We start from the raw sequence: 25,652 nt of genomic DNA, 5'->3' as shown, positions 1-25,652 counted from the left end.
CCCCCCAGCACTCCAGGCCAAAAATGAGGTTCCCAGGTGAAAAAGATCGCGCTGTTCGCCGATGTGCAGAACCTCTACTACACCGTACGCCAGGCCCACGGCTGCCACTTCAACTACACCGCCCTGTGGGCTGATGTCAGCCGCGAAGGCCAGATCGTCGAGGCCGTGGCCTATGCCATCGACCGTGGCGACAGCAAACAGCAGCAGTTCCAGCAGATCTTGCGCAACCTCGGTTTCGATGTGCGCCTCAAACCGTTCATCCAGCGCAGCGATGGCTCGGCCAAAGGCGACTGGGATGTGGGCATTACCCTGGATGTGATCGACGCGGCCAGCCGGGTCGACCAAGTGGTGCTGGCCTCCGGCGACGGTGATTTCGACCTGCTGCTGGAACGGGTAATCCAGCGCCATGGCACCGAAGCGGTGGTGTATGGCGTACCGGGGCTGACGGCGTTGTCACTGATCCGTGCTGCCACCCGCTACGTGCCCATCGAAGGCGCGCTGTTGCTCAAACACTAAGGTCTTTTCATGGAACGTATCGCTGTCATCGACTTTGAAACCACCGGCATTTCCCCCGGTACCGGCTGCCGTGCCACCGAGGTGGCGGTGGTAATGCTCGAGGGTGGGCGCATTGTCGAGCGCTACCAGAGCCTGATGAACGCTGGCGTGCCGGTGCCCGCCTTCGTCGCAGGGCTGACCGGCATCACCACCGCCATGCTGCGCAGTGCGCCGCCGGTGGAGAAAGTGATGAACGAGGTGGCCGAGTTTGTCGGTGGTACCCCATTGTTGGCGCACAACGCTGCTTTCGACCAGAAGTTCTGGGACTACGAGCTGGGCCGTATTGGCCGCAGCCGCAGCCAGCCCTTTGCGTGTTCCCTGTTGCTGTCACGGCGCCTGCTGCCCGCCGCGCCGAACCACAAGCTGGGCACTTTGACACGCTGGGCTGGGTTGCCGGACACGGGGACTGCGCACCGGGCCATGGCCGATGCCGAAATGGCCGCCAACCTGCTGCAGCATCTGGCGGGTGTGTTGCGCCAGGACCACGGGGTTCAGCAACTGTCGCACGAGCTGCTTTGCCGGCTGCAGAAGACCCCGGCTGCGAAACTGCGCGAAGCGCTGGCCAAGTACTGCAGGGATTAGCCAGTGAACGTCTGGGGGAGGGTCGCCTACGGCGAACGCACCAGAATTGTGCCGCTCATTTGAACCCGTTCTGTAACGTCCCTTCACCCAGGCAGGCCGTTAAACTGAGGCACCCGTAAACGGATTTCGAGTTTCCCCCATGCCTGCCTCCCGTCGTTTCCCGCTGCTGCTGATTGGCGCCTTCCTGGCCCTGTATCTGGTCTGGGGTTCCACTTACCTGTTCATTCGCATCGGCGTCGAGAGCTGGCCTCCGATGCTCATGGCCGGTGTGCGCTTCCTGATCGCCGGTGGCCTGCTGTACGGCTTCCTGCGTTGGCGCGGCGTGCCGGCACCTACCTGGCCGCAATGGCGGGCGGCAGGAGCGATCGGTTTCTTGTTGCTCAGCTGTGGCAACGGCGGGGTGACCGTGGCCGAGCATGCCGGCGTGGCTTCGGGCGTGGCGGCTTTGGCGGTGGCGACGGTGCCGCTGTTCACTTTGCTGTTCGGCCTGTTGTTCGGGCACCGCAATTCGAAGCTGGAGTGGGCAGGGATAGCCCTTGGGCTGGTGGGCATCGGCCTGCTGAACCTGGGCTCCAACCTGCAGGCAAGCCCGATAGGTGCGGCGCTGATCATCTTCGCGGCAGCGTCCTGGGCGTTCGGCTCGGTGTGGAGCAAGACCTTGCCGCTGCCCCAGGGGCCGATGGCCAGCGCAGCGGAAATGCTGGTCGGGGGGGCGGTGCTGTTGCTGGGCAGTGTGCTATCGGGCGAACGCATGACACAGCTGCCGACCGCCGCTGGCTGGGGGGCGCTGGCCTACCTGGTGTTCTTCGGTTCGATCCTGGCGTTCAGTGCCTACATGTACCTGCTCAAGCACGTGCGCCCGGCAGCGGCCACCAGCTACGCTTACGTCAACCCGGCGGTGGCGGTGCTGCTGGGGATCGTCTTTGCCGGTGAGCAGATTGGCGCGGAAGAGTGTGTGGCGATGGCAGTGATCATCGGCGCGGTGGTGCTGATCGGCTTGCCGCAGTGGCGCAAGGCACCTGAACCAGTGCCACCGTTGAAAGGTGAAATCTGCAAGTAGGCAGGGACGATGCGGTAAACTTGCCGCCTTCGCTGAACCCCCTGACGGTATTGCCATGAATTTCGCCAAACTCGGCCTGATCGAACCGCTGCTGCGTACGCTGCAGCAACTGGACTACACCACCCCGACCCCGGTGCAGGCCAAAGCCATCCCCGCCGTGCTGGCCGGCCGCGACCTGATGGCCGCAGCCCAGACCGGTACCGGCAAGACTGCAGGCTTTGCCCTGCCTGTGCTGCAGCGCCTGGCGCTGGAGGGCGAGAAGGTGGCCAGCAACTCGATCCGCGCCTTGGTGCTGGTACCCACTCGCGAGCTGGCCGAGCAGGTGCACAACAACGTGCGCGAATACGCCGAGAACCTGCCGCTGAGTACCTACGCGGTGTATGGCGGGGTCAGTATCAACCCACAGATGATGCGCCTGCGCCGGGGTGTCGACCTGCTGGTGGCTACCCCCGGCCGCTTGCTCGACCTGTTCCGGCAGAACGCCGTGAAGTTCAACCAGGTGCAGACCCTGGTGCTGGATGAAGCCGACCGCATGCTTGACCTGGGCTTTGCCGAAGAGCTGCAGTCGGTGTATGCGGCACTGCCGCGCAAGCGCCAGACGCTGCTGTTTTCCGCCACCTTCTCCGATCAGATTCGCATGCTGGCGGGGCTGGCGCTGAATGACCCGCTCAGTATCGAAGTGAGCCCGCGCAACGCCACGGCCGCCAGCGTCAAGCAGTGGCTGGTGCCTGTGGACAAGAAGCGTAAGGCCGACCTGTTCTGCCACCTGCTGCGCAAGCAGCGCTGGAAGCAGGTGCTGGTGTTCGCCAAGACCCGCAATGGCGTCGATCAGCTGGTGGAGCGCTTGCTGGCCGAAGGCGTGAATGCCGACGGCATCCACGGTGACCGCCCACAGGCAACCCGCCAGCGTGCGCTGGACAGCTTCAAGGCCCGTGAGGTGCAAGTGCTGGTGGCGACCGATGTGGCGGCCCGTGGCCTGGATATCGATGACTTGCCGCTGGTCGTCAACCTCGACCTGCCGATCGTTGCCGAAGACTACGTGCACCGCATCGGGCGTACCGGGCGGGCGGGCAACAAGGGCGAGGCGATTTCGCTGGTGTGTGCGGATGAAGTGCAACTGCTGGCGGCTATCGAGGTGCTGACCCGGCAGACCCTGCCGCGTCACGAAGAGCCAGATTTCATCCCCGAGCACCGGGTGCCGATGACCGATGCCAGTGGGCAGGTTATCAAGAAACCGAAGAAGCCGAAGAAGCCGGAAGAAAACAGCGCCAAGCGCGGGCTGGGGCGCTGGATGGACAGCACTGAAGCCGGCAGTGCGGAACCGGCGGTGAAGGCTGTGCGCAAGGTGCCGAGCTTCAATGGTGGGCCGCGCAAGCGCAAGCCTTGAGGTTTTGGGGCCGCTTTGCGGCCCTTTCGCGACGCAAGGCCGCTCCCACATGGGCTGCACAATCTGGATTGACGCAGTACTGTGGAAGCCGCCCCGGCAAGCTGTCAGGAAGCCCGCACCCAATCTGCCGCTGCCCGCCCGGCGCGCAAGCCGCTGGCAAAGCACGCCGTGAGCAGATACCCCCCGGTCGGCGCCTCCCAGTCCAGCATCTCGCCGGCACAGAACACCCCCGGCATGCCCTTGACCATCAACCCCTCATCCAGGCCCTCGAAGCGGACCCCGCCGGCACTGCTGATCGCTTCATCCAGCGGCCGCGTGCGTACCAGGGTGATGGGCAATGCCTTGATGGCCCGGGCCAGAGCATCAACGTCGGCAAAGGTCGCCTGATCGGTCAGTTCGCGCAGCAGTGCCGCCTTGACCCCATCAATCCCCAGCTGGCTGTGCAGGTGCTTGGCCATGGAGCGTGAACCGCGCGGTTTGGCCAGTGCCTGGGCAATCTTGTCCACAGGCTTGTCCGGCAGCAGGTCGAGCAACAGTACCCCGCGGCCTTCACGGTGGATGGCCTCGCGTACCGGTGCCGACCAGGCATACACCAGGCTGCCTTCCACACCTTGGGCGGTGAGGATGAACTCGCCTTTGCGCGGTGGGCTGCCCGGGACGCTGAGGGCGATGTTCTTCAGCGGTGCGCCCGCGAACTTGTCCTTGAGCAGCGCGCTCCAGCCCTCTACTTCAAAACCGCAGTTGCTCGGCTGCAGGGGCGAGATATCCACAGCCCGTTCTGCCAGCAGCGGTTGCCAGCTGCCGTCAGAACCCAAGCGCGCCCAGCTGGCGCCACCCAGCGCCAGCACCACGACCGAGGCTTTCACCTGCCGTTCGCCCTGTGGATAAGCAATTCGCAAGCTGCCATCGGTGTTCCAGCCCAACCAGCGATGGCGGGTGTGGATAACTACCCCGTTGTCGCGCAGGCGCTTGAGCCAGGCACGCAGCAACGGTGCGGCTTTCATGTCGGTGGGGAACACCCGGCCTGAGGTGCCGACGAAGGTTTCGATGCCCAAACCATGAATCCACTGGCGCAATGCGTCCGCATCGAAGTCGCGTAGCAGGGCCTCGATTTCGCCCTGGCGTTCGGCATAGCGTGCCACGAACGCCGGGTAGGGCTCGGAATGAGTGATGTTCATGCCCCCGACACCCGCCAGCAGGAACTTGCGGCCCACTGAAGGCATGGCATCGAACACCTCGACCGCCAGGCCTGCCTTGGCCAGTGCTTCGGCCGCCATCAGGCCGGCGGGGCCGCCACCGATGACGACAGCGGGGGGAGGGGATGCGGGGGTCAGATCGGGCATGGTGGGCAGCAGGCTGTGGAAAAGAGGCGCATTCTACCGCAGCGCTGCCCTTGGAAGCACTGGTCAAAAAATAGCCAGTGTCATGCAGGCCTTGCCAGTAAAGGGCTACAGCGCCTTTCGCGCAGGTTATCCACAAGCGGTTCCACAGTCATTGTGAACAACCTATGACACGTGCCGCGCTGTGGTGAAGGATGCCGTGGCGTCTGGCCAAGGCTGTGCGGTCCTTGCTGTAGCCTCCGCCGATCACGCCCATCACCGGGATATCGCGGCCCAGGCAGTGGCGCAGCACGGCTTCGTCACGGGCGGCAACGCCTGCGTCGGTCAGCTGCAGGTAGCCCAGGGCATCGTCCTTGTGCACGTCGACACCGGCGTCATACAGCACCAGGTCGGGTTGATAAAGCGGCAGCAGGTAGTTGAGGGCGTCGTCCACCACCTTCAGGTAGGCAGTGTCGCCCATGCCTCGGGGGAGGGGGATGTCCCAGTCGCTTTGTGCCTTGCGGGCGGGGAAGTTCTGCTCGCAGTGCAGCGACACGGTGATGGCCTCGGGCGTGTCGTGCAGGATGCGCGCGGTGCCGTCACCCTGGTGCACATCGCAGTCGAAGATCAGCACCCGGTGTACCCGGCCTGCTTCCAGCAGGTAGCGGCTGATGACCGCCAGGTCGTTGAAAATGCAGAAGCCGGCGGGGTGGTCGTAATGGGCGTGGTGGGTGCCACCGGCGAGGTGGCAGGCGATGCCGTGCTGCAGCGCCATCTCGGCGGTCAGCAGTGAGCCACCGACAGCGCGCACGGTACGCCGGGCCAGGGCCTCGCTCCAGGGCAGGCCGAGGCGGCGCTGGTCCTCGCGCGACAGCTCGCCGTTCATGTAGCGCTCAATGTAGCTGTGGTCATGGGCCAGGGCGAGGATGTCGTTGGGGCAGATGTCCGGGCGCAGCAGGGCCTGGTCGGTGGTCAGCCCGCTGCCGACCAGGTGGTCGTGCAGCAGGCGGAACTTGTCCATCGGGAAGCGGTGTTCAGCGGGGAACTCCGGGCTGTAATCTTCGTGGTAGATCAGCGGCAACGGCATGGATGGGGTCGCAATCAGGGCCAGTGCTGATCTTGCCATGACGGGTGACTGCAATGGGAGTACCTGTTTCTTGCGCCGGTACCGCTCCCACAGAGATGGCGTTTATGTTTGAGGGCTATTTTTCTGTGCTGGCCAATACGCGTTGCCAGTCAGGTTCGTTCAGTCGCCCGAGGATACGTGCCTTGCCATTGCCATCCACCGATACGAACAGGGCGCTGGCATAGTTGCTTTGACGTTCGCCGCCAGCAACGTGCTGCTGGCGGGCAAAGTGGTCGATGCAGCCGTTGTGAGTCACCAGCACCAGGTTGTGGCCCGCGCGTTTGTGTGCAAGCGCTTCGTTGGCGAACTGGCTGTCGCAGCTTTCGAGCCAGTCCTCGCTGGCCACCGCCTGACCCAGTATGAAGTGCGCGGTTTGCCGGGTGCGCAGTTTAGGGCTGGTGAGCAAGTCGGCGCTGTTCAGGCCCAGCCGTTGCAGCCCTTGGCCAACGCGGGCAGCGGCCTGGCTACCGCTCAGGGTGATCCCCGTGGGGTCTTCCAGGCAGGGGCCGGGGGCGCTGTCGCAGCGTTCGGCGTGGCGGATCATCACCATCACCGCACCGTCGGCCCAGTCCTGCAGCAGGCCGCTGTCACTCAGTTGTTGCTCGTTGCCAAGGTCCACGATATGCGTCCTCGTCGCCAGCCAGGTGGTCAACGCCGCCACGACCATGCACAGGCCCAGGGCGGTTCCGACGGCTTTGCGAGTCAGGCGTCGCTTGCGCCGGGCATGAATGGCGGGGTGCCCCAGGGTGTTGCTCGATAGCATGCGTTGCTCCGTTGGCAGTACCGCGGCTGGCGCGGTGGTGGATGGCGGCATCCTGCCAAGCGGCCTGTCGGGGGCCAGTGAAGGGCGTGTGAAAATTGCATTTGGCGGCTGCCGGCTGGGTGAAACCCGCGCCCGCGCCTACGCTGTAAACTGCAAGGCGGTAAACCGGAGCAGGCCCGATGACCCCCATCCTCGAACTGGAAAGCGCACGGCTGGTGCTGCGCCAATGGCATGACGATGACTTGCGCGAGTTCGCCGCGCTGTGCGCCGACCCACAGGTAATGCGCTACTTTCCGGCGCCGCTGACGCGCGTTGAGGCGGCTGCGTTGATCGGCCGCGTGCGTGGGCATTTCAATGAGTACGGTTTTGGTTTGTGGGCCCTGGAGCGCAAGGACAGTGGCGCGTTCATCGGCATGACCGGGTTGCTCAATGTCAACTTCGACGCGCCTTTTGCCCCGGCGGTGGAGATCGGCTGGCGTCTGGCACGCCGTCACTGGGGCCTGGGCTTTGCCAGCGAAGCGGCGTGGACCTGCCTGCGTTGTGCCTTTGCCCAGTTGCGCCTGGAAGAGGTCGTGTCGTTCACCAGCGAATGCAACCTGCCGTCGCAGAAGGTGATGCAAGCCATCGGCATGCAGCAGGACCTGCAAGGCAGCTTCGAGCACCCCCGCCTGCCCATCGGCCACCCGCTGCGCCCGCATGTGCTGTACCGGATCGATCGCGCGCACTGGGAGCGCACCCTGCGCGCCTGAATGCACAGCCATGCCCGGTGCGAATGACAAACGCTGTATCATTTGCCTACTTGGAAGGCGCTTGCCCGTAACACGTTCAGCGCCTGTGAAATCGAGCGCCGCTCGGGCGGCGCATCGCGAGCTAGGCTCGCTCCTACGGAGAACCGCCGATGAGTCATGTGTTGGACGACCTGGTCGACCTGTTGAGCCTCGAATCCATCGAGGAGAACCTGTTCCGTGGACGTAGCCAGGACCTTGGCTTCCGCCAGCTTTACGGTGGCCAAGTGCTGGGCCAGTCGTTGTCGGCTGCCAGTCAGACGGTCGAGGACGCGCGCCATGTGCATTCGTTGCACGGCTACTTCCTGCGCCCGGGCGATGCCAGCCTTCCAGTGGTGTACTCGGTAGACCGCGTGCGCGATGGCGGCAGCTTCAGTACACGGCGTGTGACGGCGATCCAGAAGGGCCAGACCATCTTCACCTGCAGTGCGTCGTTCCAGTACGACGAGGAAGGCTTCGAGCACCAGGCGCAGATGCCTGACGTGGTCGGCCCGGAAAACCTGCCTACCGAAGTCGAACTGGCCCGTGCCATGGCCGACCAGTTGCCCGAGCGCATCCGCGACAAGGTGCTGTGCGCCAAGCCGATCGAGATCCGCCCGGTCACCGAGCGCGACCCGTTCAACCCCAAGCCGGGCGACCCGGTGAAATACGCCTGGTTCCGCGCCGACGGCAACCTGCCTGACGTGCCTGCCCTGCACAAGTACATGCTGGCCTACGCCTCGGACTTCGGCCTGCTGACCACGGCGTTGCTGCCCCATGGCAAATCGGTGTGGCAGCGCGACATGCAGATCGCCAGCCTCGACCATTCGCTGTGGTTTCACGGCAACCTGCGCGCCGACCAGTGGCTCCTGTACGCCACCGATAGCCCCTGGGCCGGCAATTCCCGTGGTTTCTGCCGCGGCAGCATTTTCAACCAGGCCGGGCAACTGGTGGCATCGTCGAGCCAGGAAGGCCTGATTCGCCATCGCAAGGACTGGGCATGAGCCTGGGCGAGGTGCGCAACTGGGTGTTCGACATGGACGGCACCCTGACCGTGGCCGTGCACGACTTCGCCGCCATTCGGGTGGCGCTGGACATCCCGGCCGAACACGACATCCTCACCCACCTGGCGGCCTTGCCGGCAGAGGAAGCGGCGGCCAAGCATGCCTGGTTGCTGGAGCACGAAAGGGACCTGGCAACGGCCTCCACGGCGGCCACCGGGGCGGTGGAACTGGTGCGCGAGTTGGCCGGGCGCGGGTGCCGGCTGGGTATTCTGACCCGCAATGCGCGTGAGCTGGCGCATGTAACGCTGGAGGCCATCGGCCTGGCGGACTGCTTCCCGGTGGAACACATTCTCGGGCGTGACGAGGCTGCGCCCAAGCCGAGCCCGGATGGGCTGCTGAAGATTGCCAGCGCCTGGGGCGTGACGCCGAGCGAACTGGTGATGGTGGGGGATTACCGCTTTGACCTGGACTGCGGGCGGGCGGCGGGGGCGCGCACGGTGCTGGTGAACCTGCCGGACAACCCCTGGCCAGAGCTGGTGGATTGGCATGCAGCGGATTGCCGGGCGCTGAAGGTGATGCTGGGCTGACGCTTGTGTTGGCAATGCGGGCCTCTTCGCGGGCATGCCCGCTCCCACAGGTATTGCGCAAGTCTCGGGTCCTTTGGTGCCCCTGTGGGAGAGCTGGTGGATTGGCATGCGGCGGATTGCCGAGCGTTGAAGGTGATGCTGGGCTGACGCTTGTGTTGGCAATGCGGGCCTCTTCGCGGGCATGCCCGCTCCCACAGGTATTTGCGCAAGTCTCGGGTCCTGTAGTGCCCTGTGGGAGCGGGCGTGCCCGCGAAAGGGCCGGATCTGTCTATGCTGAACCCCATTCTTTGCTCTGATACGGAGACCCACCCATGAGCAGCAAAGCCATCTACGTACAACCCGGCGGCGGCTACGACAAGGTCGAGGTCGGCACCTGCGAGGCCCAGGCCCCCCAGGCCGGCGAGATTACCGTGCGCCTGCACGCCAGTTCCCTCAACTACCACGATTTTGCCGTGGTCAGCGGCATGTGGGGCCCAAGCGAGCGACGCATCCCCATGGCCGATGGCGCCGGCGAGGTGGTTGCGGTGGGGCCTGGCGTCACTGAGTTCCAGGTCGGCGACAATGTGGTCAGCACCTTCTTCCCCGACTGGCTCGATGGCCAGGCCAATGTCGAGGGCTTTGCCCGGGTGCCCGGCGACGGCATCGATGGCTACGCCCGTGAACAGGTGACTGCTCGCGCCACCGCCTTCACCCTGGCCCCCCAGGGTTTCAGCCATGCCGAGGCTGCCACCCTGACCACCGCCGGCCTTACCGCCTGGCGCGCGCTGATGAGCGATGATCACCTCAAGCCCGGCGACACGGTGCTGGTGCAGGGTACTGGCGGTGTTTCGATTTTCGCCCTGCAGTTCGCCAAGCTGGCGGGTGCGACCGTGATCGCCACCTCGTCCAGCGATGCCAAGCTGGAGCGCCTGAAGGCCCTGGGTGCCGACCACCTGATCAACTACAAGAGCACCCCGGCCTGGGGTGAGAAGGTGCGCGAGCTGACTGGCAACCGCGGTGTCGATCATGTGATTGAAGTGGGCGGCCCGGCCACGCTGGAGCAGTCGATGATTGCCGCGCGCATTGGCGGGCATGTTTCACTGATCGGCATCCTTACCGGGGTGGCCGGGCAGTTGCCGCTGGTGCAGGCGCTGGTGCGGCAGATTCGGCTGCAAGGGGTGCTGGTTGGCAGCCGAGCGCAGCAGCAGGCGATGGTGCGGGCGATCGATGCCAACGGCCTGCGGCCGGTGGTGGACAAGCATTTCGAACTGGAGCAGATCGTCGAGGCGTTCCGTTACCAGGAGAGCAACCGGCATTTCGGCAAGATCTGCCTGACTTGGTGAAGTGAGGGCAGGGTAGCTGGATGTAACGGCCACCCTGTACGCCAATATACTCGTTTTGCACTGCCTGACAGTCAGTCCGGCAATAGCCGGTCGCGGCTGTTGGACAGGTGCAGGCATATCGCCGCCCGTGCCGCATCCGGGTCTTGTCGGCGGATGGCATTGAGGATTGCCTCATGCTCCAGGTTGGCCAGGTACGCTTGCCGCGCCAGCTTGGCCCCCGCGCGCTCGGCCAGGGCCATGCGGTTGCGCGGTATCAGGCCGTTACCCAGTTGCAGCAGCATCTCGGTGAAATACAGATTGCCGGTGGCCTCGGCAATCAGCAGGTGAAAGCGCCGGTCGGCTTCGATGCAGCTGTCGCCGGCAGCGGCCAGGTCCTGATAGTCATCCAGCGCCTGGCGCATGCGCGCCAGTTGCCCCTCGTCACGACGCAGTGCGGCCAGCGCGGCAGCCTGGCCCTCAAGGCCAATACGCAGTTCCAGCAGATCGCGCACATTCGCCGCGCTCTCCGCCGCAACGCGCAGGCCGGCCTGGGCCTGGCGCTCCATCACGAACGTACCGATCCCGTGGCGCGGCTCCACCAGCCCAGAGGCCTGCAGCTTCGACAAGGCTTCGCGAACCACCGTGCGGCTGACCCCGTGCTCGCGCACCAAGGTGTTTTCCGAAGGCAGTTTGTCGCCTGGTTTGAAGGTGCCCAGCAGAATCTGCTGGGTCAGGCTGGAAACCAGGTCATGGGCACGGCTATGGCCGCGTTTGCGCGCGTGTTCGGGTTCCATATGTGATCCGCTTCTTGATTTGCTTGTACGACAAGTTAATCGATAGAAAAATTTTTTACCGATTTTTCGCGCATCCAATTCAGCATGTAATTGATCTGTTTTTGCACGTTCTGATCAAATTAGCATTGTGATAGCTTGTATTTTGCTATTTTGCCGACGTTAATGATCTTGTCGTACAACTTCGCTGCGAATAAGCTCCTCCCCACTGCCATGTCAGACAACCCGACCCGCACAAAAACAATTAGTGGGAGATCCGCAAGTGAACGACACCCTCGCTCCGTCTGCCCGGCATGAAGGCGACGCGTTGGCCAGTGCCGTGGCCAAGGTCAAGCGCCACGTCCTGCCGCTGTTCGTCATCATGTTCATCGTCAACTACCTCGACCGCGTCAACATTGGCTTCGTCCGCCCGCACCTGGAAAGCGACCTGGGCATCAGCGCTGCGGCCTTTGGCTTTGGTGCCGGGCTGTTCTTCATCGGTTACGCGCTGTTCGAAGTCCCTTCGAACATGCTGCTGCAAAAGGTCGGTGCCCGGCTGTGGCTGACCCGTATCATGTTCACCTGGGGGCTGGTGGCCACGGCCATGGCCTTCGTGCAGAACGAAACCCAGTTCTACGTGCTGCGTTTTCTGCTCGGTGTTGCCGAAGCAGGCTTCTTTCCGGGAGTGATCTACTACTTCACCCGCTGGCTGCCGGCGGCAGAGCGCGGCAAGGCGATTGCCATCTTCCTCAGTGGCTCGGCGCTGGCTTCGTTGATTTCCGGGCCGCTGGCCGGGGCGTTGATGCAGATCCAGGGCCTGGGCCTGCATGGCTGGCAGTGGATGCTGTTCATTGAAGGCATGGCCTCGGTGGCGCTGTGCTTCTTTGTGTTCTTCTGGCTCGACTCGAAGCCGCAGGACGCCAAGTGGCTGAGCAAGGCCGAGCAGGACGCGCTGGTCGCCACCATCGACCGCGAGCAGCAAGCGCGTGAGGCCATCGGTGCGGTCAGGCCGTCGGCCTGGAGCCTGCTCAAGGACCGCCAGATCGTGCTGTTCTGCCTGATCTACTTCTGTATCCAGCTGACCATCTACGCTGCGACCTTCTGGCTGCCTAGCATCATCAAGCGTATGGGCGACCTCAGTGACATGCAGGTCGGCTTCTTCAACTCGATCCCTTGGTTGATCTCGATCCTGGCCATGTACGCCTTCGCCGCCGGTTCCGCTCGCTGGAAGTTCCAGCAGGCCTGGGTGGCGGGCGCCCTGCTGGTCGCTGCCACGGGCATGTTCATGTCCACCACGGGTGGGCCGGTGTTCGCCTTCGTCGCTGTGTGCTTCGCCGCGATCGGCTTCAAGTCAGCGTCTTCACTGTTCTGGCCAATCCCCCAGGGCTACCTGGACGCCCGCATCGCTGCGGCGGTGATTGCCCTGATCAACTCGGTCGGCAACCTCGGCGGTTTCGTTGCCCCCACCACCTTCGGCTTGCTGGAGCAGCAGACTGGCTCGATCCAGGGCGGGCTGTACGGCCTGGCGGTGACCTCGGTGCTGGCGGCGATTGCCATCTTCTTCGTACGCATTCGCCCCAAGGGCGTCCCTTCCGATGACCTCAAGGCCCCTTCGGCCCTGGGCCAGACCCACTGATGACTGCGAGACAACCCTCATGAATATGCAGACCCTTCACACCAGTACCCCGGTGGTCACCGACCTGCGCGTGGTCCCCGTGGCCGGCCATGACAGCATGCTGCTCAACCTCAGTGGCGCCCATGGCCCGTACTTCACCCGCAACGTGGTGGTGCTGCGCGACAGCGCCGGCAACACCGGCCTGGGCGAAGTGCCCGGCGGCGAGAAGATTCGCCAGACCCTGGAGGACGCCCGCAGCCTGGTGGTCGGCCAGCCGATCGGCCATTACCAGCGTGTGCTCAATGCCATGCGCCAGACCTTCGCCAACCGCGACTCGGCAGGCCGTGGCCTGCAGACCTTCGACCTGCGCATTACCGTGCATGCGGTGACGGCCATCGAGTCGGCGTTGCTCGACCTGCTCGGCCAGCACCTGAATGTGCCGATGGCAGCATTGCTGGGCGAGGGCCAGCAACGCGATGCGGTGAAGATGCTCGGCTATCTGTTCTACATCGGCGACCGCCAGCAGACCGACCTGGCCTACCGCAACGAAGCCGACAGCGATGACGACTGGTTTCGCCTGCGCCATGAAAAGGCCCTGACCCCGGAAGCAGTGGTGCGGCTGGCCGAGGCCGCCAAGGCGCGCTATGGCTTCAGCGACTTCAAGCTCAAGGGCGGCGTGCTACGCGGTGAAGAAGAGATGGAGGCTGTGACAGCGCTGGCCGAACGCTTCCCCGAAGCGCGCATCACGCTCGACCCCAATGGCGCGTGGTCGCTCAAGGAAGCCATCGCCCTGTGCCGTGACAAGCACGATGTGCTGGCCTATGCCGAAGACCCCTGCGGCGCCGAGAACGGTTACTCGGGCCGCGAGGTGATGGCCGAGTTCCGCCGCGCCACCGGCCTGCCCACCGCGACCAACATGATCGCTACCGACTGGCGACAGATGGGCCATGCCATTCAGTTGCAGTCGGTGGACATTCCGCTGGCCGACCCTCACTTCTGGACGTTGCAGGGTTCGGTACGGGTGGCGCAGATGTGCAACGACTGGGGGCTGACCTGGGGTTCTCATTCCAATAACCACTTCGACATTTCGCTGGCGATGTTCACCCAGGTGGCGGCTGCGGCGCCGGGTGAAATCACGGCGATCGACACCCACTGGATCTGGCAGGATGGCCAGCGCCTGACCCGTGAGCCGCTGCGCATTGTCGACGGGCATGTGCGAGTGCCGGCACGGCCGGGTTTGGGCATGGAACTGGATGAAGACCAGCTGGCCAAGGCCCATGAGTGCTACCGCAACATGGGGCTGGGTGCGCGCGATGACAGCGTGGCGATGCAGTTCCTGATTCCGGGTTGGAGCTTCGATAACAAACGGCCCTGCCTGGTGCGTTGAGGCTGCTGGCCTCTTCGCGGGCAAGCCTGCTCCTACATCAACCGGTGGTGTCGCTACGCACCCTTGTAGGAGCGGGTTCACCCGCGAATAGGCCAGACCTGCCGGCCAATCCCCCCAGTCATTCACCGCTGCCACCGCATCCACCAATCGGTACCGTCGCCACCTACCCTTGTAGGAGCGGGTTCACCCGCGAAAGGGCTGGCACAGGCAACACACATTCAAATGAAAAACAAAAGCTCCATTTGGGCCTGTGGCGCGATCGGATATGCCATTCGCGACATCTGGCGTTGATGGAAATGCCCTGTCGTGATCGAACAGTTCCGTGGCGTTCTCGTGTAATTCCCCACAGCCATGCGGGGATTAAATGAACCCCGAACCGCACTGACACCTTGCTCTGTGACGCGTGCCAAATATCAACAGCAGCGCGCGAACAACGTGTCGACTTATTGATTTCAAAGGAGATATTTTTCGCCTACGCCTGCCCGTCCTTCCTTGTGTCAGCAAAAAGAGAACAACATCAATGAACACCGTGGGATCTGATGGCAACCTTGCACAAGGTTTCAAGCCACGTCACGTAACGATGCTGTCCATCGCCGGCATCATCGGCGCCGGACTTTTCGTAGGCTCTGGCCACGCCATCGCGGCAGCCGGGCCAGCAACCATAATTTCCTATTTCGTGGCCGGGACCTTGGTGGTACTGGTCATGCGCATGCTCGGCGAAATGGCCGTGGCACACCCCGACACCGGATCGTTTTCCACCTATGCCGACCAGGCCATTGGCCGCTGGGCCGGCTATACCATCGGCTGGTTGTACTGGTGGTTCTGGGTACTGGTCATTCCTATCGAAGCATTGGCCGCCGGGCATGTGCTGAACGCCTGGTTCCCGCAGGTGGACAGCTGGATCTTCGCCCTGGCTTCGGTGTTGCTGCTGGCCGGTACCAACCTGTTCAGCGTGGCCAAGTACGGCGAGTTCGAGTTCTGGTTCGCCATCCTCAAGGTCACCGCCATCCTGGGCTTCATCGGCCTGGGCTTCGCCGCGCTGATGGGCTGGCTACCCAACCGCGAGGTCAGTGGGCTGAGCGGGCTGATGGCCGAGTACGGCGGCTTTGCACCGAAAGGCTGGTCGGCAGTGGTGGGTGCGTTCATCACCGTGATGTTCAGCTTCATCGGTACCGAGGCAGTGACCATTGCCGCATCCGAGTCCAGCGACCCGTCGCGCAACATCGCCAAGGCCACCCGCTCGGTGATCTGGCGTATCAGCACCTTCTACATCCTGTCGATCTTCGTGATCATTTCGGTGGTGCCGTGGAACGACCCGCAACTGGCAGTGGTGGGTTCGTACCAGCGTGCGCTGGAAATCATGAACATCCCCAACGCGGCATTCATGGTCGACCTGGTGGTTCTGGTAGCCGTTACCAGCTGCATGAACTCGTCGATCTACATCGCTTCGCGGATGATGTTTTCGCTGGCCAAGCGCGGTGACGCCCCGGCCTTCCTCAACAAGACCTCCAAGGTCGGTGTACCGCGTGCTGCAGTATTCGGCAGCACCCTGATCGGTGCGGCCATCGCGGTCCTCAACTACTTCGCACCGAAGGGTGTGTTCGAGTTCCTGCTGGCCAGCTCCGGCGCCATCGCCCTGTTGGTGTACATGGTTATCGCCATCTCGCAGCTGCGCATGCGCCGCCGACTGGAGCGCGAGAACACCGAACTGAAGTTCCGCATGTGGCTGTTCCCGTACCTGACCTGGGCGGTGATCATCTTCATTGCCGGGGCGCTGGCGGTGATGATGTACACGCCTGAGCATCGGGCGGAAGTGAGCTCGACATTGGGCCTGGCGATCGTGATTTCCTTCCTGGGGATCGTGACGTCGAGGGGCCATGCGCAACCGGTGGCAGCGCGATCGATGGGGTGATTCAGTTCACCTGGCTGTAAGGCAAAGGGCACCCGAGGATGGGTGCCCTTTGTTTTTTTGAAACACTTGTCTGGCGGAAGATGCCTACGTGGTCGAATTCCTGGGCCTACCGGGTGGCCATGTCGAAGCGGATCTGCAACGTGCACTGATAGATGTGCTCAAACAGTTCCTGCAGAAGATCAGCGTACTTGAGCGGCCATCAAGTGCCGCCCATCACGCTTTGCACATATCGCATCACAGCCGGCGCTTTCTCGAAGCGCCGGTGAACCAGGCTCAGCCACGAGCTAGCCTGGCAATCGACGACCCGCCGGTAATTCACCTGCGGCAGGTTGATGCGCTGCACCACCGATTCCGGGACTACTGCAATGCCTTGCCCAAGTGATACCAAGGTAATCACGGCCACCAGGCTGCCGGGTTGTGGGCCAAGCATCGGGACGAAGCCACCTTGCGCCGCCACTTCCAGCGTGCCGGAAATCTGTTCGGGCAGAATGAAGGTTTCATTGGCCAGGCGCGAGGCCGGGATCTGCGGCACTTCGTTGATACGTGAGCTGGCGGGCAGGGCGAGAACGAAACCTTCCTGGTGCAAGGCGATGGCTTCCAGCTGGTCAGGAAGCTCCATCGGTGAGCGCACGTAGGCAAGGTCAAGTAAGCCGTCGCGGACCATGCCGGGTAGTTCGGCCATGGGCAGTTCACGGATATTCAGGCGCACGCCAGGGCAGGTTTCGCTGTAGCGGCTGACTTGCTGCTGGAGCATGCCCGAGTAGGCGGCCGAAGCCACGTAGCCCAGTTCGATACGCCCGCTTTCGCCACGGGCTGCGCGTTGTGCACCCAGCTGTGCGGCGTCGAACTGGCGCACGGCCTGTTCGGCCTCAATCAACAGCGCCTGGCCGGCGGCGGTGAGGTTGACCTCGCGCTGGCTGCGCTCGAACAAGCGCACACCCAGCTCGCGTTCCATGTCCTGGATCTGCCGGCTGAGGGTGGGCGGGGCGATGCCCAATTGCTCGGCGGCCCGGGTGAAATGGCCGTGGCGGGCGACGCAGAGAAAATAGCGGAAGTGGCGGATTTCCATCAGGTGTTACCTGCAGGGTAATGACGCGGGCCGTCGGGGCTAACAAGCCTTGGCGCAGGCGGCGGTATGGTAAGGCCAACACTACAAGGCTGGTGGCTTGGCGGCAAAGCCTGCCTGTGCAATTGCAGGGACCGCACAACATTCCAGGGCTATGCATTATCTGGAGCGCGCAGCGGTCCCGGCGATCCTGCAGGTTAAAGGCACTTCAAACCAACCAGCCCAGCTTCTGGAGCCCCACCATGCCCTCTGCACGCTTCACCCTGCTTACCGCCTCCCTGGTCTGCGCCCTGATCATCCTCGACACCAACATTGTCGCGGTCAGCCTGCCCAGTATCGCCCGCGACCTGTCTGGCTCGTTCGCCGATATCGAATGGGTGGTCAGTGCCTACCTGCTGGCCTTCGCCGCTTGCCTGCTGCCCGCCGGCAGCCTCGCCGACCGCTTTGGCCGCCGGCGCATGCTGCTGCTCGGCCTGGCCCTGTTCGGCCTTGCCTCGCTAGCCTGCGGCGCGGCGCCCAGCCTGCTATTGCTCGACCTGGCCAGGGCCGCCAAGGGCATCGGCGCGTCCCTGTTGTTGACCTCGGCACTGGCCGCCATCGGCAACCGCTTCCACCAGCCGCAGGAGCGCATGCGCGCCTGGGCCTTCTGGGGTGCCTGCATGGGCGCCACCATCACCTTTGCGCCGCTGCTCGGCGGGGTGATCGCCAGTACCCTGGGCTGGCGCTGGATCTTCTACATCAACCTGCCGTTGGTGGCGTTGCTGGCAGTGATGGTGCTGCGCAGTGTAGAAGAGTCCCGCGACAGCGCGGCGGCCCGGCTTGACCCATGGGGCAGCCTGACTTTTGCGGGTGCCCTGGGCTATCTGATCTGGGCGATGATCGATGCTAACCAGGTGGGCTGGGGCAGTGCTCAAACCCTGGGCCGGCTGCTAATCAGTGCCTTCCTGTTTGGCCTGTTTATCATGGTCGAGCGCAACCAGGAACGGCCGATGATCGACCTTCAGTTGATGCGCAGCGGGCGGTTCGTGGGTGCTTTGCTGGGCATGTTCGCCTACGCCGCCTGCGCCCAGGTGATGATGACTTTGCTGCCGCTGTACCTGCAAAACGGCCTGCAACTGTCCGCATTGGCAGCCGGGGCCGGCATGCTGCCGTTTGCCGTGGCCATGTTGCTGGCACCGCGCTTGGGCATGCGCCTGGCGGCGCACTTGAGCCCGGCGCAGGTATTCGCCCTGGGCCTAGTGCTGGTGGGGGTGGGCAACCTGCTGTGTGCCTGGGCCGCCGGGTTTGGCGGCTATGCAGCCTTTGCCCTGGCCAGCCTGGTGCTGGGGGCGGGTGCCGGGCTGCTAAATGGCGACACCCAGAAAAACATCATGGCTTGTGTGCCACGCCAGCGTACCGGGATGGCTTCCGGTTTGAGTACAACTACGCGCTTCGGGGCCATCGTCCTGGCTATCGGTTTACTGGGCGGCGTACTGGCCGCCCGCAGCGGGCAATTGCTTCACGAAGCCCTGGTTGCCGTAGCGCCATCGCAAGTGGGCCAGGTTGCTGCGATGGCCACGCGGGTAGCGGCGGGCGACCTGCAGGCGGCCCTGGCGCTGCTTGATCCGGGCTTGTGTGAAGCGGTGGCACCCTTGGCCCGCCAGGCGTTCATGGGTGGCTTCGAGGCCGTGTTGCAGGTTGCGGGCCTTGCAGCGCTGGTGTTCGCGGTGGTGGTTGGCGTGCTGCTGAGCCGCCCGCTGCCCGCTACGCAGGAAACGTTACTGGCGCAAAGCCCACCCCTGTAAAAGGCATGTATCCACACCGGCAAAACCGCTTTGGAGCCGCACTCGGATGAATAGGTAGCTGACCGCAGTTATTTCACCCTTGCGCGCAACTAATACAACCGGAAAATGTCATTTCACTGCGCGCCAGCAATGGCGCGTGGATGATGCTGGCGCTGGCCAGTAAAACTATACCGAGGCAAGGAGCTTCCCGTGCACAACGACGACTATTCCGACCCGCTATCAATCCCGGCGGACCAACTACCGCCAGGCGTTTTCCCGCCGATGCCGGGCTACACCATCGCCGACCTGCTTTATGTTGCCTACCAACCCACTGAAACGCTACTTGAAAAGCTCGATATCGACCCGGGCCTGATTCGCGAAACCAGCATCGCGTTTGCCAGCCATCTGTATCAGGCGCTGGAAAGAGACGATATCCAGTATCAGATCGCGACCTGGTACCAGAAGCCCTATGACCACCCTGAAATGCGTGTGCGCAGTGTGGAAATCATCGCTGAACAATTCGGGATCATAACGATAGAAGCTGTCGCTGACTCATTGGAGGGCTCACCGCTGCGGCAACTGGGTAAAGACTTCTTTGCGGAATACATCGAACTGGCCGGTTGTGCCATCAAGAACCACATCCTGAAGTTGAACGACCCCGAGTTTGACCCGTTTGCGAGCCGCGAAAGTGAATAAGGTTTAAGTGCTGGAGGCGCCCGCGATGTGGTGCCTCCAGCTACCCGAAAAATAAATGAGGTGTTTTCTCATTCTCGTTCGGCTTGTAGAGAAGGCCGGAATACAGGCCAGCCCGCCGACACTCTACGGAGCGAGAAAATGAGTTTGACCCCGGTTCCACAGCGCCATCCATTGAGCCGTGCCGTGCGCGGCGCGTTTTTGGGTATGGTTGTCAGCAGCTACGCGCTGCCATCGCTTGCACAACCCGTAAACGCTGAGCACACCAACCCGCTGCAGCAGTGGAACATTCCGGGTGGCCCTTTGGAACCGGCGCTCGACCGCTTTGCTCGCCAGGCGGGTATCAGCCTGTCCTTCGATGCCCAAAACGTCGCTAACCGCAGCACCCAGGGCGTACAGGGCAACCTGGAAACGTCGGCAGCGTTGTCGTCGCTGTTGCAAGGCACCGAATTACAAGTCGAGCAGCAAGGCCCCAACGCCTACCTGGTGATTCCACAACCAAAGCCTGCCGGCCCGCTGGAGCTGGGCGCGACCGAGGACTACCGCCTGGCGCCTGTCATCATCAATGCCAAGGTCAAGGCCAGCGCCGACGATGACGCCAACTCGGTGGTTGCCAAGGAGCTGTGGGTTGGGGGCAAGGTGGCGACCAGCATCCTCAACACGCCCGCGTCCGTGTCGGTGGTGACCAACAAGGAAATGCAGCAGCGCAGCGTCAGCACCACCGAAGAGGCGCTGCAGTACACCCCCGGCGTGGTCAGCGACTACTACGGTTCGGACGACCGCAACGACTACTTCCTGATCCGCGGCTTCCAGGCCACCACCTACCGAGACGGCCTGACCCTCAGCTCGATGCGCGGTGTGCGCGAAGACCCTTACGCCTACGAGCGTATCGAAATTCTGCGGGGTGCCAACTCCACCCTGTTCGGCCCGGCAGACCCGGGTGGCTCGGTCAACTTTGTGACCAAGCAACCACGCTTCGAGAAGTTTGGCCAAGGCTACGTGACCTATGGCTCCTATGACCATGCCGAAACCGGGATCGATGTAGGCGATGCGCTGAACGACGAACAAACCCTGGCCGGCCGCTTCACGGCCAAGATGCAGAACAGCGACCGCGAGTACGACCACTCCCAGGACGACAACCGCTTCGTGATGGGCGGCCTGACCTGGGCGCCGACCGACTACACCTCGGCTACCATGATTCTCGACTACCTGAAAACCAACAGCTCGCCGAACAGCGGTGGCTACCCGCTGGACAAGGAGTACGACCGCAGCGACTTCTACGGCGAGCCCGGCTACAACTTCCACGATGTCGAGCGCACCAGCCTGAGCGGCAACATTACCCACGACTTCGACAACGGCTTCGTGCTGCGCAGCAACCTGCGCTACAGCGAGCTGACCGATGACTTTGGCTACGCCTACCTGAGCGACAACGCCTCGCGTGTTGGCACCACCATTCCACGCTACGTCTTCGGCACCGACAGCGATGCCGATCAGCTCAATGGCAACTTGATGCTGCAGTACGATGCGCAGTTCGAGCACATCGACAGCAGCACGCTGGTAGGCGTCGAGTACCTCGACTCGACGACCAAACAGAGCTCGGTCTACGGCCTGGCGCCCTCCATCGACATCGCCAACCCGGTATTCACCGGCGTACCTGGCGGCATCACGCCCTATACCCGCAAAAAGAATGACGCCACCACCAAGGCGGTTTTCCTGCAGCAGAACCTGTCGTTCTTTGACCGCGTCATCGCGACCGCAGGCGTGCGCAATGACTCGATGGACCTGTCGAGCAAGGAATACATCGGTGGCGAGCAGACGGAAAAGGACAACTTCTCCGAAACCTCCTACCGCGCGGCACTGACCTATATCGTCAACGATGAAGTGTCGACCTACGTGAGCATGGTGGAGTCCGTCTCGCCCCCGCAAGTAGGCGTTACCCCGCAGACCGGCAAGCAATACGAAGTGGGCATCAAGTATTCGCCCATGGGCATGGACGCACTCTTCTCCGCCGCTGTTTACGACCTGACCCAGGAGAACGTCACCATTGCCGTGGTGTTGCCAAGCGGCATCATCGAGCAGCAGACGGTGGGCGAGTCACGCGTGCGAGGCCTTGACCTGGAAGCCAAGGCACAAGTCACGCAAGACATCAGCGTGATTGGTGCTTACTCCTACATGGAGTCCGAAGTGCTGCGCGGGTCGCTGTATGACGGCTCTTCCTTGAAGGGCAATGAATTCACCACTGCGCCCAAACACACCGCATCGCTGTGGAGCTACTACGACATACCGGGCACTGACGTGAGCGTCGGCCTGGGCGCGCGGTATGTGGGGGCGTACTACATGGATGCTGCCAATACCAAGAAGAGCGATGGGACCACGTTGTTTGATGCGGCGCTGAACTACAAGCTCGCCAAAGGGACCGACCTGGCGCTGAACGTGAGCAACCTGTTTGACGAGCAGCATGTGGTGGGGTCGGGGACGGCGAATTACTACAACCCGGGGCGTGAGGTGACGGCGAAGGTGAGTTATAGCTGGTAAGTCCAGGATCAGTGATGTGGTGCTCGCGGTGTGCGGGCATTCGTCAACTGGCATGTATGGCTATGAAGGCACGCACCAATTCTGCGGTAGATATTTCGGATGCATGGCGACGTGCCCAATTTTCTGCTACCCGCTACGAGGCCTAGAAAGAAATGGCCCGAACCCAATTTTGCTGTATATTTGAACAGTATTTGGGGTGGGGCTGGTCGGAAGTGAGAGCGGGACACATCCTAGGCATTGGCTGGTTCTTCAGTAGAAGGCCTTTGTGCTGCATTGGATCAGTCTTATTGGGTAATACCACTCGGTTTTACCCTCAGAAAAGACCTGGCAATCCATTTAGGGCGTGACTTTTACCAAGAGCTCGCTGAAGGTGTTGCGACCATCCGACCTAGCTCGAACCGAACGTAATTCGGTTGCATAACTGGCGCTCCTACGATTGTTGAGTATCAATTTATTACGCAATCTTGCGCAAAAGCGGTTGGCGGGGTGCCGAATCCTGTAGAATCTCGGCCCGCAAAAAAGGGGGAAATATGGCTCACACGGCACAGACAAAACAGGTACGGCAGGCAGACCAGACGGCTGCGGAATCACCGAGCCAGGTACTGGCCTCTGCGAGAGTCATGGCTCGCGCCCTGGCCACCACGTTTCCAGCGGATGACCAACTAGCCCTCGCGCGTGCATTTGGCGTTCGCCTGATAGAGGCGTGGTGGTGTGGACTGACCAGCGTAGACATTATCCCTCAGGAGCTGCGTTCACCACTCCAGCCGTTCCCTACTAAGCCGCTTCCAGAGGCTGCCGCCGCCCTTGCGGAAACCATCGGTCGCACTGCCGCGCAGTTTGACTCCGAGACCGCTGCCTATCAGATTGGCCTTACCTATACCGGTATGCTCCCAGCTGAACATCGCGGGGAGTTCGGCATTTTCTACACTCCACCTGCCTTGACTGCTCGTCTGCTCGACCAGGTCTCGGCAGCTAATGTTGACTGGGCGAAGTGTCGCGTGCTTGATCCAGCTTGTGGCGGAGGAGCCTTCTTGGCACCCATCGCCCAGCGGATAATGCGAGAGCAGAAGGATTGTAGCCCGAAGTTGCTGATGCAGAGCATCGGCAATCGCCTGCGAGGCTATGAAATTGATCCCTTTGGGGCGTGGCTCAGTCAGGTCACCCTAGATGCCGTGGTACTACCGATTAGTCGGCTCGCAGGACGCAAGCTGCCCGTTATGGTTACGGTTTGCGACTCGCTTCGCCGCTGTCAGCCGAAAGACCGTTTCGACCTTGTTATTGGCAATCCACCATATGGCCGGGCCAAGCTCGATACCGAGACTCGGGAGCGCTACAAACGCTCACTTTATGGCCATGCCAACCTATATGGACTTTTCACTGATCTGGCGCTGCGTCATACCAAGTTGGGTGGCGTGATTGCATATGTCACCCCGACTTCGTTCCTGGCCGGCATCTACTTTAAGAATCTGCGGGCTTTACTGGGGCGATCAGCGCCGCCACTGACTATCGATTTCGTTGCCGCCCGTAAGGGCGTTTTTGATGATGTGCTGCAGGAAACGGCATTGGCTACCTATCGTCGCGGCGGTAATAGTGCCCAAGTCGTCGTTGCCGAGGTCGCCCCTTCCCGTGACGGGCTGGAGGTTCAGCATACGGGCGATATCGCCCTCCCATCTGACCCATCTCTGCCTTGGCTTTTGCCCCGTACTACCGAGCAAAGCGCATTGGTCGAGCTTTTGACACACATGCCCCATCGTCTGGCCGACTGGGGGTATGGCGTGAGCACCGGACCTTTGGTGTGGAACCGTTTCAAGAACCAGCTCGCGCACCGCCCAAGCAGCAAACGCTTGCCGCTGATCTGGGCCGAGGCAATCACTGCCGATGGCCATTTCGTGTTCCGCGCAGACAAGAAGAATCACGCACCCTATTTCGAGCTGAGTGCGGGTGATAGCTGGCTGGTGACCACTAAGCCCTGCGTTCTGCTGCAACGCACAACTGCCAAGGAGCAAAGTCGCCGTCTGATTGCCGCAGCGCTGCCTGCTGAGTTCCTAGAGAAGCATGGTGGCGTCGTCATCGAGAACCACATCAATATGATTCGGCCGATAACCGAAGTGCCCCAGGTTAGCGCCAGTGTGCTGGGTGCATTTATCAACAGCGCGGCAGCAGACCGCGCGTTTCGCTGCGTTAGTGGCTCTGTCGCGGTCTCTGCCTATGAGCTGGAGTCGCTACCGCTGCCGGATCCCGAGGAACTCGTGGAGCTGACGCGGCTGGTCGATGCCGGCGCCGATCGCGAATCCATTGAGGCTGCATGCAGTCGATTGTTTGAAGGGGATATGTAGTGTTGCCACCGTACGTACCAAGGGAACTGGTCGCTGAAAGGCTTCCGATGATCTTCCCGGAGGGAACTCCGAATCGGATCTACTGCACTCGCGAACTAGCTGCAAGCACTGTATTTGCCATGCTGTATATTGGGGCTGTCGAGCACTCCTGCGTTCGGTTGGGGCCGGTACATGTTTATAGGATGACCGATGTACAGGCGGCGAATGGCAGTGACGAGGAGCGCCTCAGCTACAGGTCTAATTTGCGCAAGAAATCGTACGAGGTTCCCGGCAAGCGTTGGTACGCCGACAACACCCGTGAACCCATCCGCGACGAGACTCTCCGAGAAGGTCTTGTAGCAATTGGTGCTGTCATGGAAGACAAGGACGTGCCCACTACGTCCGGTAAGCCGCGCTATGCACTCAAGACTGATCTGGCTGCTTTGTTCGACCCTGCGCTCCAGGGTGAAGAGTTAGAGGGCGCTGTTCTCAAGTGGCAAGATGAACACTTGAACAAAGGCGCGCTTGCCCGGATTTCGCTGATGCGTATGGGCGCTGCCCACCAGGAAGGTGTGCTTGTTCGCTTCCCCAACGGTGAAACGCGCACACTCTCCCATGGCCCCAGCTCGCTGATTTCTCGGGCAGTCGTTGAGGTCTTCGCCAAGCAGTTCCTGGAGAAACCTGCGGTGCTTTGGCTCAGTGAGTCGAGTAACAAGGTAGCTATGCAGGATCTGCGCATGGCTTCCACCATTGGACTCGACATCGAGGCGCAGAAGAACCTACCCGATCTGATTCTGGTGGATCTCGGGCCGACCAATCCGCTGATCGTCTTTATTGAGGTTGTGGCCACCGATGGGGCTATCACCGCGCGCCGCCAAGATGCTCTGTTCGACCTGACGGACAAAGGCGGCTTCAAGCGCTCGCAAGTTGCATTTGTAACTGCATATGCGGATCGAGAGTCGGCAGGCTTCAAGAAGACTGTCACGGGCTTGGCCTGGGGCTCGTTTGCCTGGTTTATGAGTGAGCCCGATAAAATTTTCATGCTCCGTGACGGGAGCAGTCCTCTGTCTAGCTTGAACCCGCTGTTAGCTACTTAAGGAGTATGAGCAAGGCGCGAGAGGCAACCACTCAAATGGTTGAAGGCCTAA

Annotated in this window: 21 protein-coding genes; 16 read left to right on the top strand and 5 right to left on the bottom strand. The window is 62.3% G+C overall.

The features are described from left to right. The first annotated feature begins 36 nt into the window (after window positions 1–36). From AC3RCM_RS24140 to rhlE1, 4 genes are all read left to right on the top strand, one after another. Window positions 37–516, top strand: coding sequence for a LabA-like NYN domain-containing protein (locus tag AC3RCM_RS24140; protein WP_004576858.1), 480 nt, complete (start codon window positions 37–39; stop codon window positions 514–516). 9 nt (window positions 517–525) lie between these two features. Beyond that, window positions 526–1,137 carry a 3'-5' exonuclease gene (locus AC3RCM_RS24135; RefSeq protein WP_020192908.1) on the top strand — a complete coding sequence of 204 codons (612 nt, stop codon included), beginning with the start codon at window positions 526–528 and terminating at the stop codon, window positions 1,135–1,137. 139 nt (window positions 1,138–1,276) lie between these two features. Next, window positions 1,277–2,197 carry a drug/metabolite exporter YedA gene (yedA, locus tag AC3RCM_RS24130; RefSeq protein WP_014592487.1) on the top strand — a complete coding sequence of 307 codons (921 nt, stop codon included), beginning with the start codon at window positions 1,277–1,279 and terminating at the stop codon, window positions 2,195–2,197. A gap of 55 nt (window positions 2,198–2,252) precedes the next feature. Further along, the gene (gene rhlE1, locus AC3RCM_RS24125) at window positions 2,253–3,584 is read left to right on the top strand and encodes an RNA helicase RhlE1 (protein ID WP_492629207.1); all 1,332 of its coding nucleotides are present in this window, start codon (window positions 2,253–2,255) and stop codon (window positions 3,582–3,584) included. Between the two features lie 104 nt (window positions 3,585–3,688). Here rhlE1 and AC3RCM_RS24120 read toward each other — a convergent pair whose 3' ends face one another. The 3 genes from AC3RCM_RS24120 to pmrG form a co-directional block, all read right to left on the bottom strand. Then, entirely contained in the window at window positions 3,689–4,927 is a 1,239-nt protein-coding gene (locus tag AC3RCM_RS24120) for a TIGR03862 family flavoprotein (RefSeq protein WP_104887014.1), read from the bottom strand. 148 nt (window positions 4,928–5,075) lie between these two features. Beyond that, window positions 5,076–5,990: a histone deacetylase family protein gene (locus AC3RCM_RS24115; protein ID WP_064491237.1), complete on the bottom strand. Its 915-nt coding sequence runs from the start codon at window positions 5,988–5,990 to the stop codon at window positions 5,076–5,078. 115 nt (window positions 5,991–6,105) lie between these two features. Further along, on the bottom strand, window positions 6,106–6,792 hold the full coding sequence (gene pmrG, locus AC3RCM_RS24110) for a lipopolysaccharide core heptose(II)-phosphate phosphatase PmrG (protein ID WP_064491236.1): 687 nt from the start codon (window positions 6,790–6,792) through the stop codon (window positions 6,106–6,108). A 179-nt stretch (window positions 6,793–6,971) separates the two neighbouring features. Here pmrG and AC3RCM_RS24105 point away from each other — a divergent pair, with 179 nt between their 5' ends. The 4 genes from AC3RCM_RS24105 to AC3RCM_RS24090 all read left to right on the top strand — a co-directional run bounded on the left by AC3RCM_RS24105 (window position 6,972) and on the right by AC3RCM_RS24090 (window position 10,469). Then, on the top strand, window positions 6,972–7,541 hold the full coding sequence (locus tag AC3RCM_RS24105; RefSeq protein WP_019438917.1) for a GNAT family N-acetyltransferase: 570 nt from the start codon (window positions 6,972–6,974) through the stop codon (window positions 7,539–7,541). Between the two features lie 149 nt (window positions 7,542–7,690). Beyond that, a complete protein-coding gene (tesB, locus tag AC3RCM_RS24100; protein ID WP_014859384.1) occupies window positions 7,691–8,560 on the top strand; it encodes an acyl-CoA thioesterase II in 870 nt (289 codons plus the stop codon). Further along, window positions 8,557–9,147: an HAD family hydrolase gene (locus AC3RCM_RS24095; RefSeq protein WP_003249853.1), complete on the top strand. Its 591-nt coding sequence runs from the start codon at window positions 8,557–8,559 to the stop codon at window positions 9,145–9,147. The genes tesB and AC3RCM_RS24095 overlap by 4 nt, the downstream gene beginning before the upstream one ends. A 311-nt stretch (window positions 9,148–9,458) precedes the next feature. Further along, window positions 9,459–10,469 carry a zinc-dependent alcohol dehydrogenase family protein gene (locus tag AC3RCM_RS24090; protein ID WP_064491234.1) on the top strand — a complete coding sequence of 337 codons (1,011 nt, stop codon included), beginning with the start codon at window positions 9,459–9,461 and terminating at the stop codon, window positions 10,467–10,469. A 71-nt stretch (window positions 10,470–10,540) separates the two neighbouring features. Here AC3RCM_RS24090 and AC3RCM_RS24085 read toward each other — a convergent pair whose 3' ends face one another. After that, window positions 10,541–11,242 carry a FadR/GntR family transcriptional regulator gene (locus tag AC3RCM_RS24085; RefSeq protein ID WP_336089509.1) on the bottom strand — a complete coding sequence of 234 codons (702 nt, stop codon included), beginning with the start codon at window positions 11,240–11,242 and terminating at the stop codon, window positions 10,541–10,543. A 259-nt stretch (window positions 11,243–11,501) separates the two neighbouring features. On the opposite strand from AC3RCM_RS24085, the gene AC3RCM_RS24080 reads away from it, so the two are divergent. The 3 genes from AC3RCM_RS24080 (at window position 11,502) to AC3RCM_RS24070 (ending at window position 16,132) form a co-directional block, all read left to right on the top strand. After that, a complete protein-coding gene (locus AC3RCM_RS24080; RefSeq protein WP_003249859.1) occupies window positions 11,502–12,854 on the top strand; it encodes an MFS transporter in 1,353 nt (450 codons plus the stop codon). A 19-nt stretch (window positions 12,855–12,873) separates the two neighbouring features. After that, window positions 12,874–14,220 carry a glucarate dehydratase gene (gene gudD, locus AC3RCM_RS24075; protein ID WP_409319892.1) on the top strand — a complete coding sequence of 449 codons (1,347 nt, stop codon included), beginning with the start codon at window positions 12,874–12,876 and terminating at the stop codon, window positions 14,218–14,220. Window positions 14,221–14,740: 520 nt separating this feature from the next. Then, on the top strand, window positions 14,741–16,132 hold the full coding sequence (locus AC3RCM_RS24070) for an amino acid permease (protein ID WP_003249863.1): 1,392 nt from the start codon (window positions 14,741–14,743) through the stop codon (window positions 16,130–16,132). Window positions 16,133–16,331: 199 nt separating this feature from the next. On the opposite strand, the gene AC3RCM_RS24065 is transcribed toward AC3RCM_RS24070, so the two are convergent. Continuing rightward, window positions 16,332–17,201 (bottom strand): LysR family transcriptional regulator, encoded by an 870-nt coding sequence (locus tag AC3RCM_RS24065; RefSeq protein WP_104962597.1) that lies wholly within the window; start codon window positions 17,199–17,201, stop codon window positions 16,332–16,334. Between the two features lie 239 nt (window positions 17,202–17,440). On the opposite strand from AC3RCM_RS24065, the gene AC3RCM_RS24060 reads away from it, so the two are divergent. The 5 genes from AC3RCM_RS24060 to AC3RCM_RS24040 all read left to right on the top strand — a co-directional run bounded on the left by AC3RCM_RS24060 (window position 17,441) and on the right by AC3RCM_RS24040 (window position 25,601). Further along, entirely contained in the window at window positions 17,441–18,982 is a 1,542-nt protein-coding gene (locus AC3RCM_RS24060; protein WP_492629206.1) for an MFS transporter, read from the top strand. A gap of 189 nt (window positions 18,983–19,171) precedes the next feature. Further along, window positions 19,172–19,657: a hypothetical protein gene (locus AC3RCM_RS24055; protein WP_104962595.1), complete on the top strand. Its 486-nt coding sequence runs from the start codon at window positions 19,172–19,174 to the stop codon at window positions 19,655–19,657. Window positions 19,658–19,795: 138 nt separating this feature from the next. Continuing rightward, window positions 19,796–22,189: a TonB-dependent siderophore receptor gene (locus AC3RCM_RS24050; RefSeq protein WP_492629205.1), complete on the top strand. Its 2,394-nt coding sequence runs from the start codon at window positions 19,796–19,798 to the stop codon at window positions 22,187–22,189. A gap of 620 nt (window positions 22,190–22,809) precedes the next feature. Beyond that, complete coding sequence (locus AC3RCM_RS24045; RefSeq protein ID WP_492629204.1) at window positions 22,810–24,525, top strand: HsdM family class I SAM-dependent methyltransferase; 1,716 nt, start codon at window positions 22,810–22,812, stop codon at window positions 24,523–24,525. A gap of 47 nt (window positions 24,526–24,572) precedes the next feature. Further along, the gene (locus tag AC3RCM_RS24040) at window positions 24,573–25,601 is read left to right on the top strand and encodes a BsuBI/PstI family type II restriction endonuclease (RefSeq protein WP_492629701.1); all 1,029 of its coding nucleotides are present in this window, start codon (window positions 24,573–24,575) and stop codon (window positions 25,599–25,601) included. The last annotated feature ends 51 nt before the right edge of the window (window positions 25,602–25,652 follow it).

The sequence above is a fragment of the Pseudomonas sp. GW823-FHT05G12 genome (genome assembly GCF_058795575.1).
The sequence above is the reverse complement of the archived record's forward strand: the minus strand, read 5'-3'. Positions and strand labels throughout refer to the sequence as shown.

Bases quoted from the DNA above. Each gene is read 5' to 3' on its own strand.
- AC3RCM_RS24135 (WP_020192908.1), top strand. From the start codon at position 526: ATGGAACGTATCGCTGTCATCGACTTTGAAACCACCGGCATTTCCCCC.
- yedA (WP_014592487.1), top strand. From the start codon at position 1,277: ATGCCTGCCTCCCGTCGTTTCCCGCTGCTGCTGATTGGCGCCTTCCTG.
- rhlE1 (WP_492629207.1), top strand. From the start codon at position 2,253: ATGAATTTCGCCAAACTCGGCCTGATCGAACCGCTGCTGCGTACGCTG.
- AC3RCM_RS24120 (WP_104887014.1), bottom strand. From the start codon at position 4,927: ATGCCCGATCTGACCCCCGCATCCCCTCCCCCCGCTGTCGTCATCGGT.
- AC3RCM_RS24115 (WP_064491237.1), bottom strand. From the start codon at position 5,990: ATGCCGTTGCCGCTGATCTACCACGAAGATTACAGCCCGGAGTTCCCC.
- pmrG (WP_064491236.1), bottom strand. From the start codon at position 6,792: ATGCTATCGAGCAACACCCTGGGGCACCCCGCCATTCATGCCCGGCGC.
- AC3RCM_RS24105 (WP_019438917.1), top strand. From the start codon at position 6,972: ATGACCCCCATCCTCGAACTGGAAAGCGCACGGCTGGTGCTGCGCCAA.
- tesB (WP_014859384.1), top strand. From the start codon at position 7,691: ATGAGTCATGTGTTGGACGACCTGGTCGACCTGTTGAGCCTCGAATCC.
- AC3RCM_RS24095 (WP_003249853.1), top strand. From the start codon at position 8,557: ATGAGCCTGGGCGAGGTGCGCAACTGGGTGTTCGACATGGACGGCACC.
- AC3RCM_RS24090 (WP_064491234.1), top strand. From the start codon at position 9,459: ATGAGCAGCAAAGCCATCTACGTACAACCCGGCGGCGGCTACGACAAG.
- AC3RCM_RS24085 (WP_336089509.1), bottom strand. From the start codon at position 11,242: ATGGAACCCGAACACGCGCGCAAACGCGGCCATAGCCGTGCCCATGAC.
- gudD (WP_409319892.1), top strand. From the start codon at position 12,874: ATGAATATGCAGACCCTTCACACCAGTACCCCGGTGGTCACCGACCTG.
- AC3RCM_RS24070 (WP_003249863.1), top strand. From the start codon at position 14,741: ATGAACACCGTGGGATCTGATGGCAACCTTGCACAAGGTTTCAAGCCA.
- AC3RCM_RS24065 (WP_104962597.1), bottom strand. From the start codon at position 17,201: ATGGAAATCCGCCACTTCCGCTATTTTCTCTGCGTCGCCCGCCACGGC.
- AC3RCM_RS24060 (WP_492629206.1), top strand. From the start codon at position 17,441: ATGCCCTCTGCACGCTTCACCCTGCTTACCGCCTCCCTGGTCTGCGCC.
- AC3RCM_RS24050 (WP_492629205.1), top strand. From the start codon at position 19,796: ATGAGTTTGACCCCGGTTCCACAGCGCCATCCATTGAGCCGTGCCGTG.
- AC3RCM_RS24045 (WP_492629204.1), top strand. From the start codon at position 22,810: ATGGCTCGCGCCCTGGCCACCACGTTTCCAGCGGATGACCAACTAGCC.
- AC3RCM_RS24040 (WP_492629701.1), top strand. From the start codon at position 24,573: ATGATCTTCCCGGAGGGAACTCCGAATCGGATCTACTGCACTCGCGAA.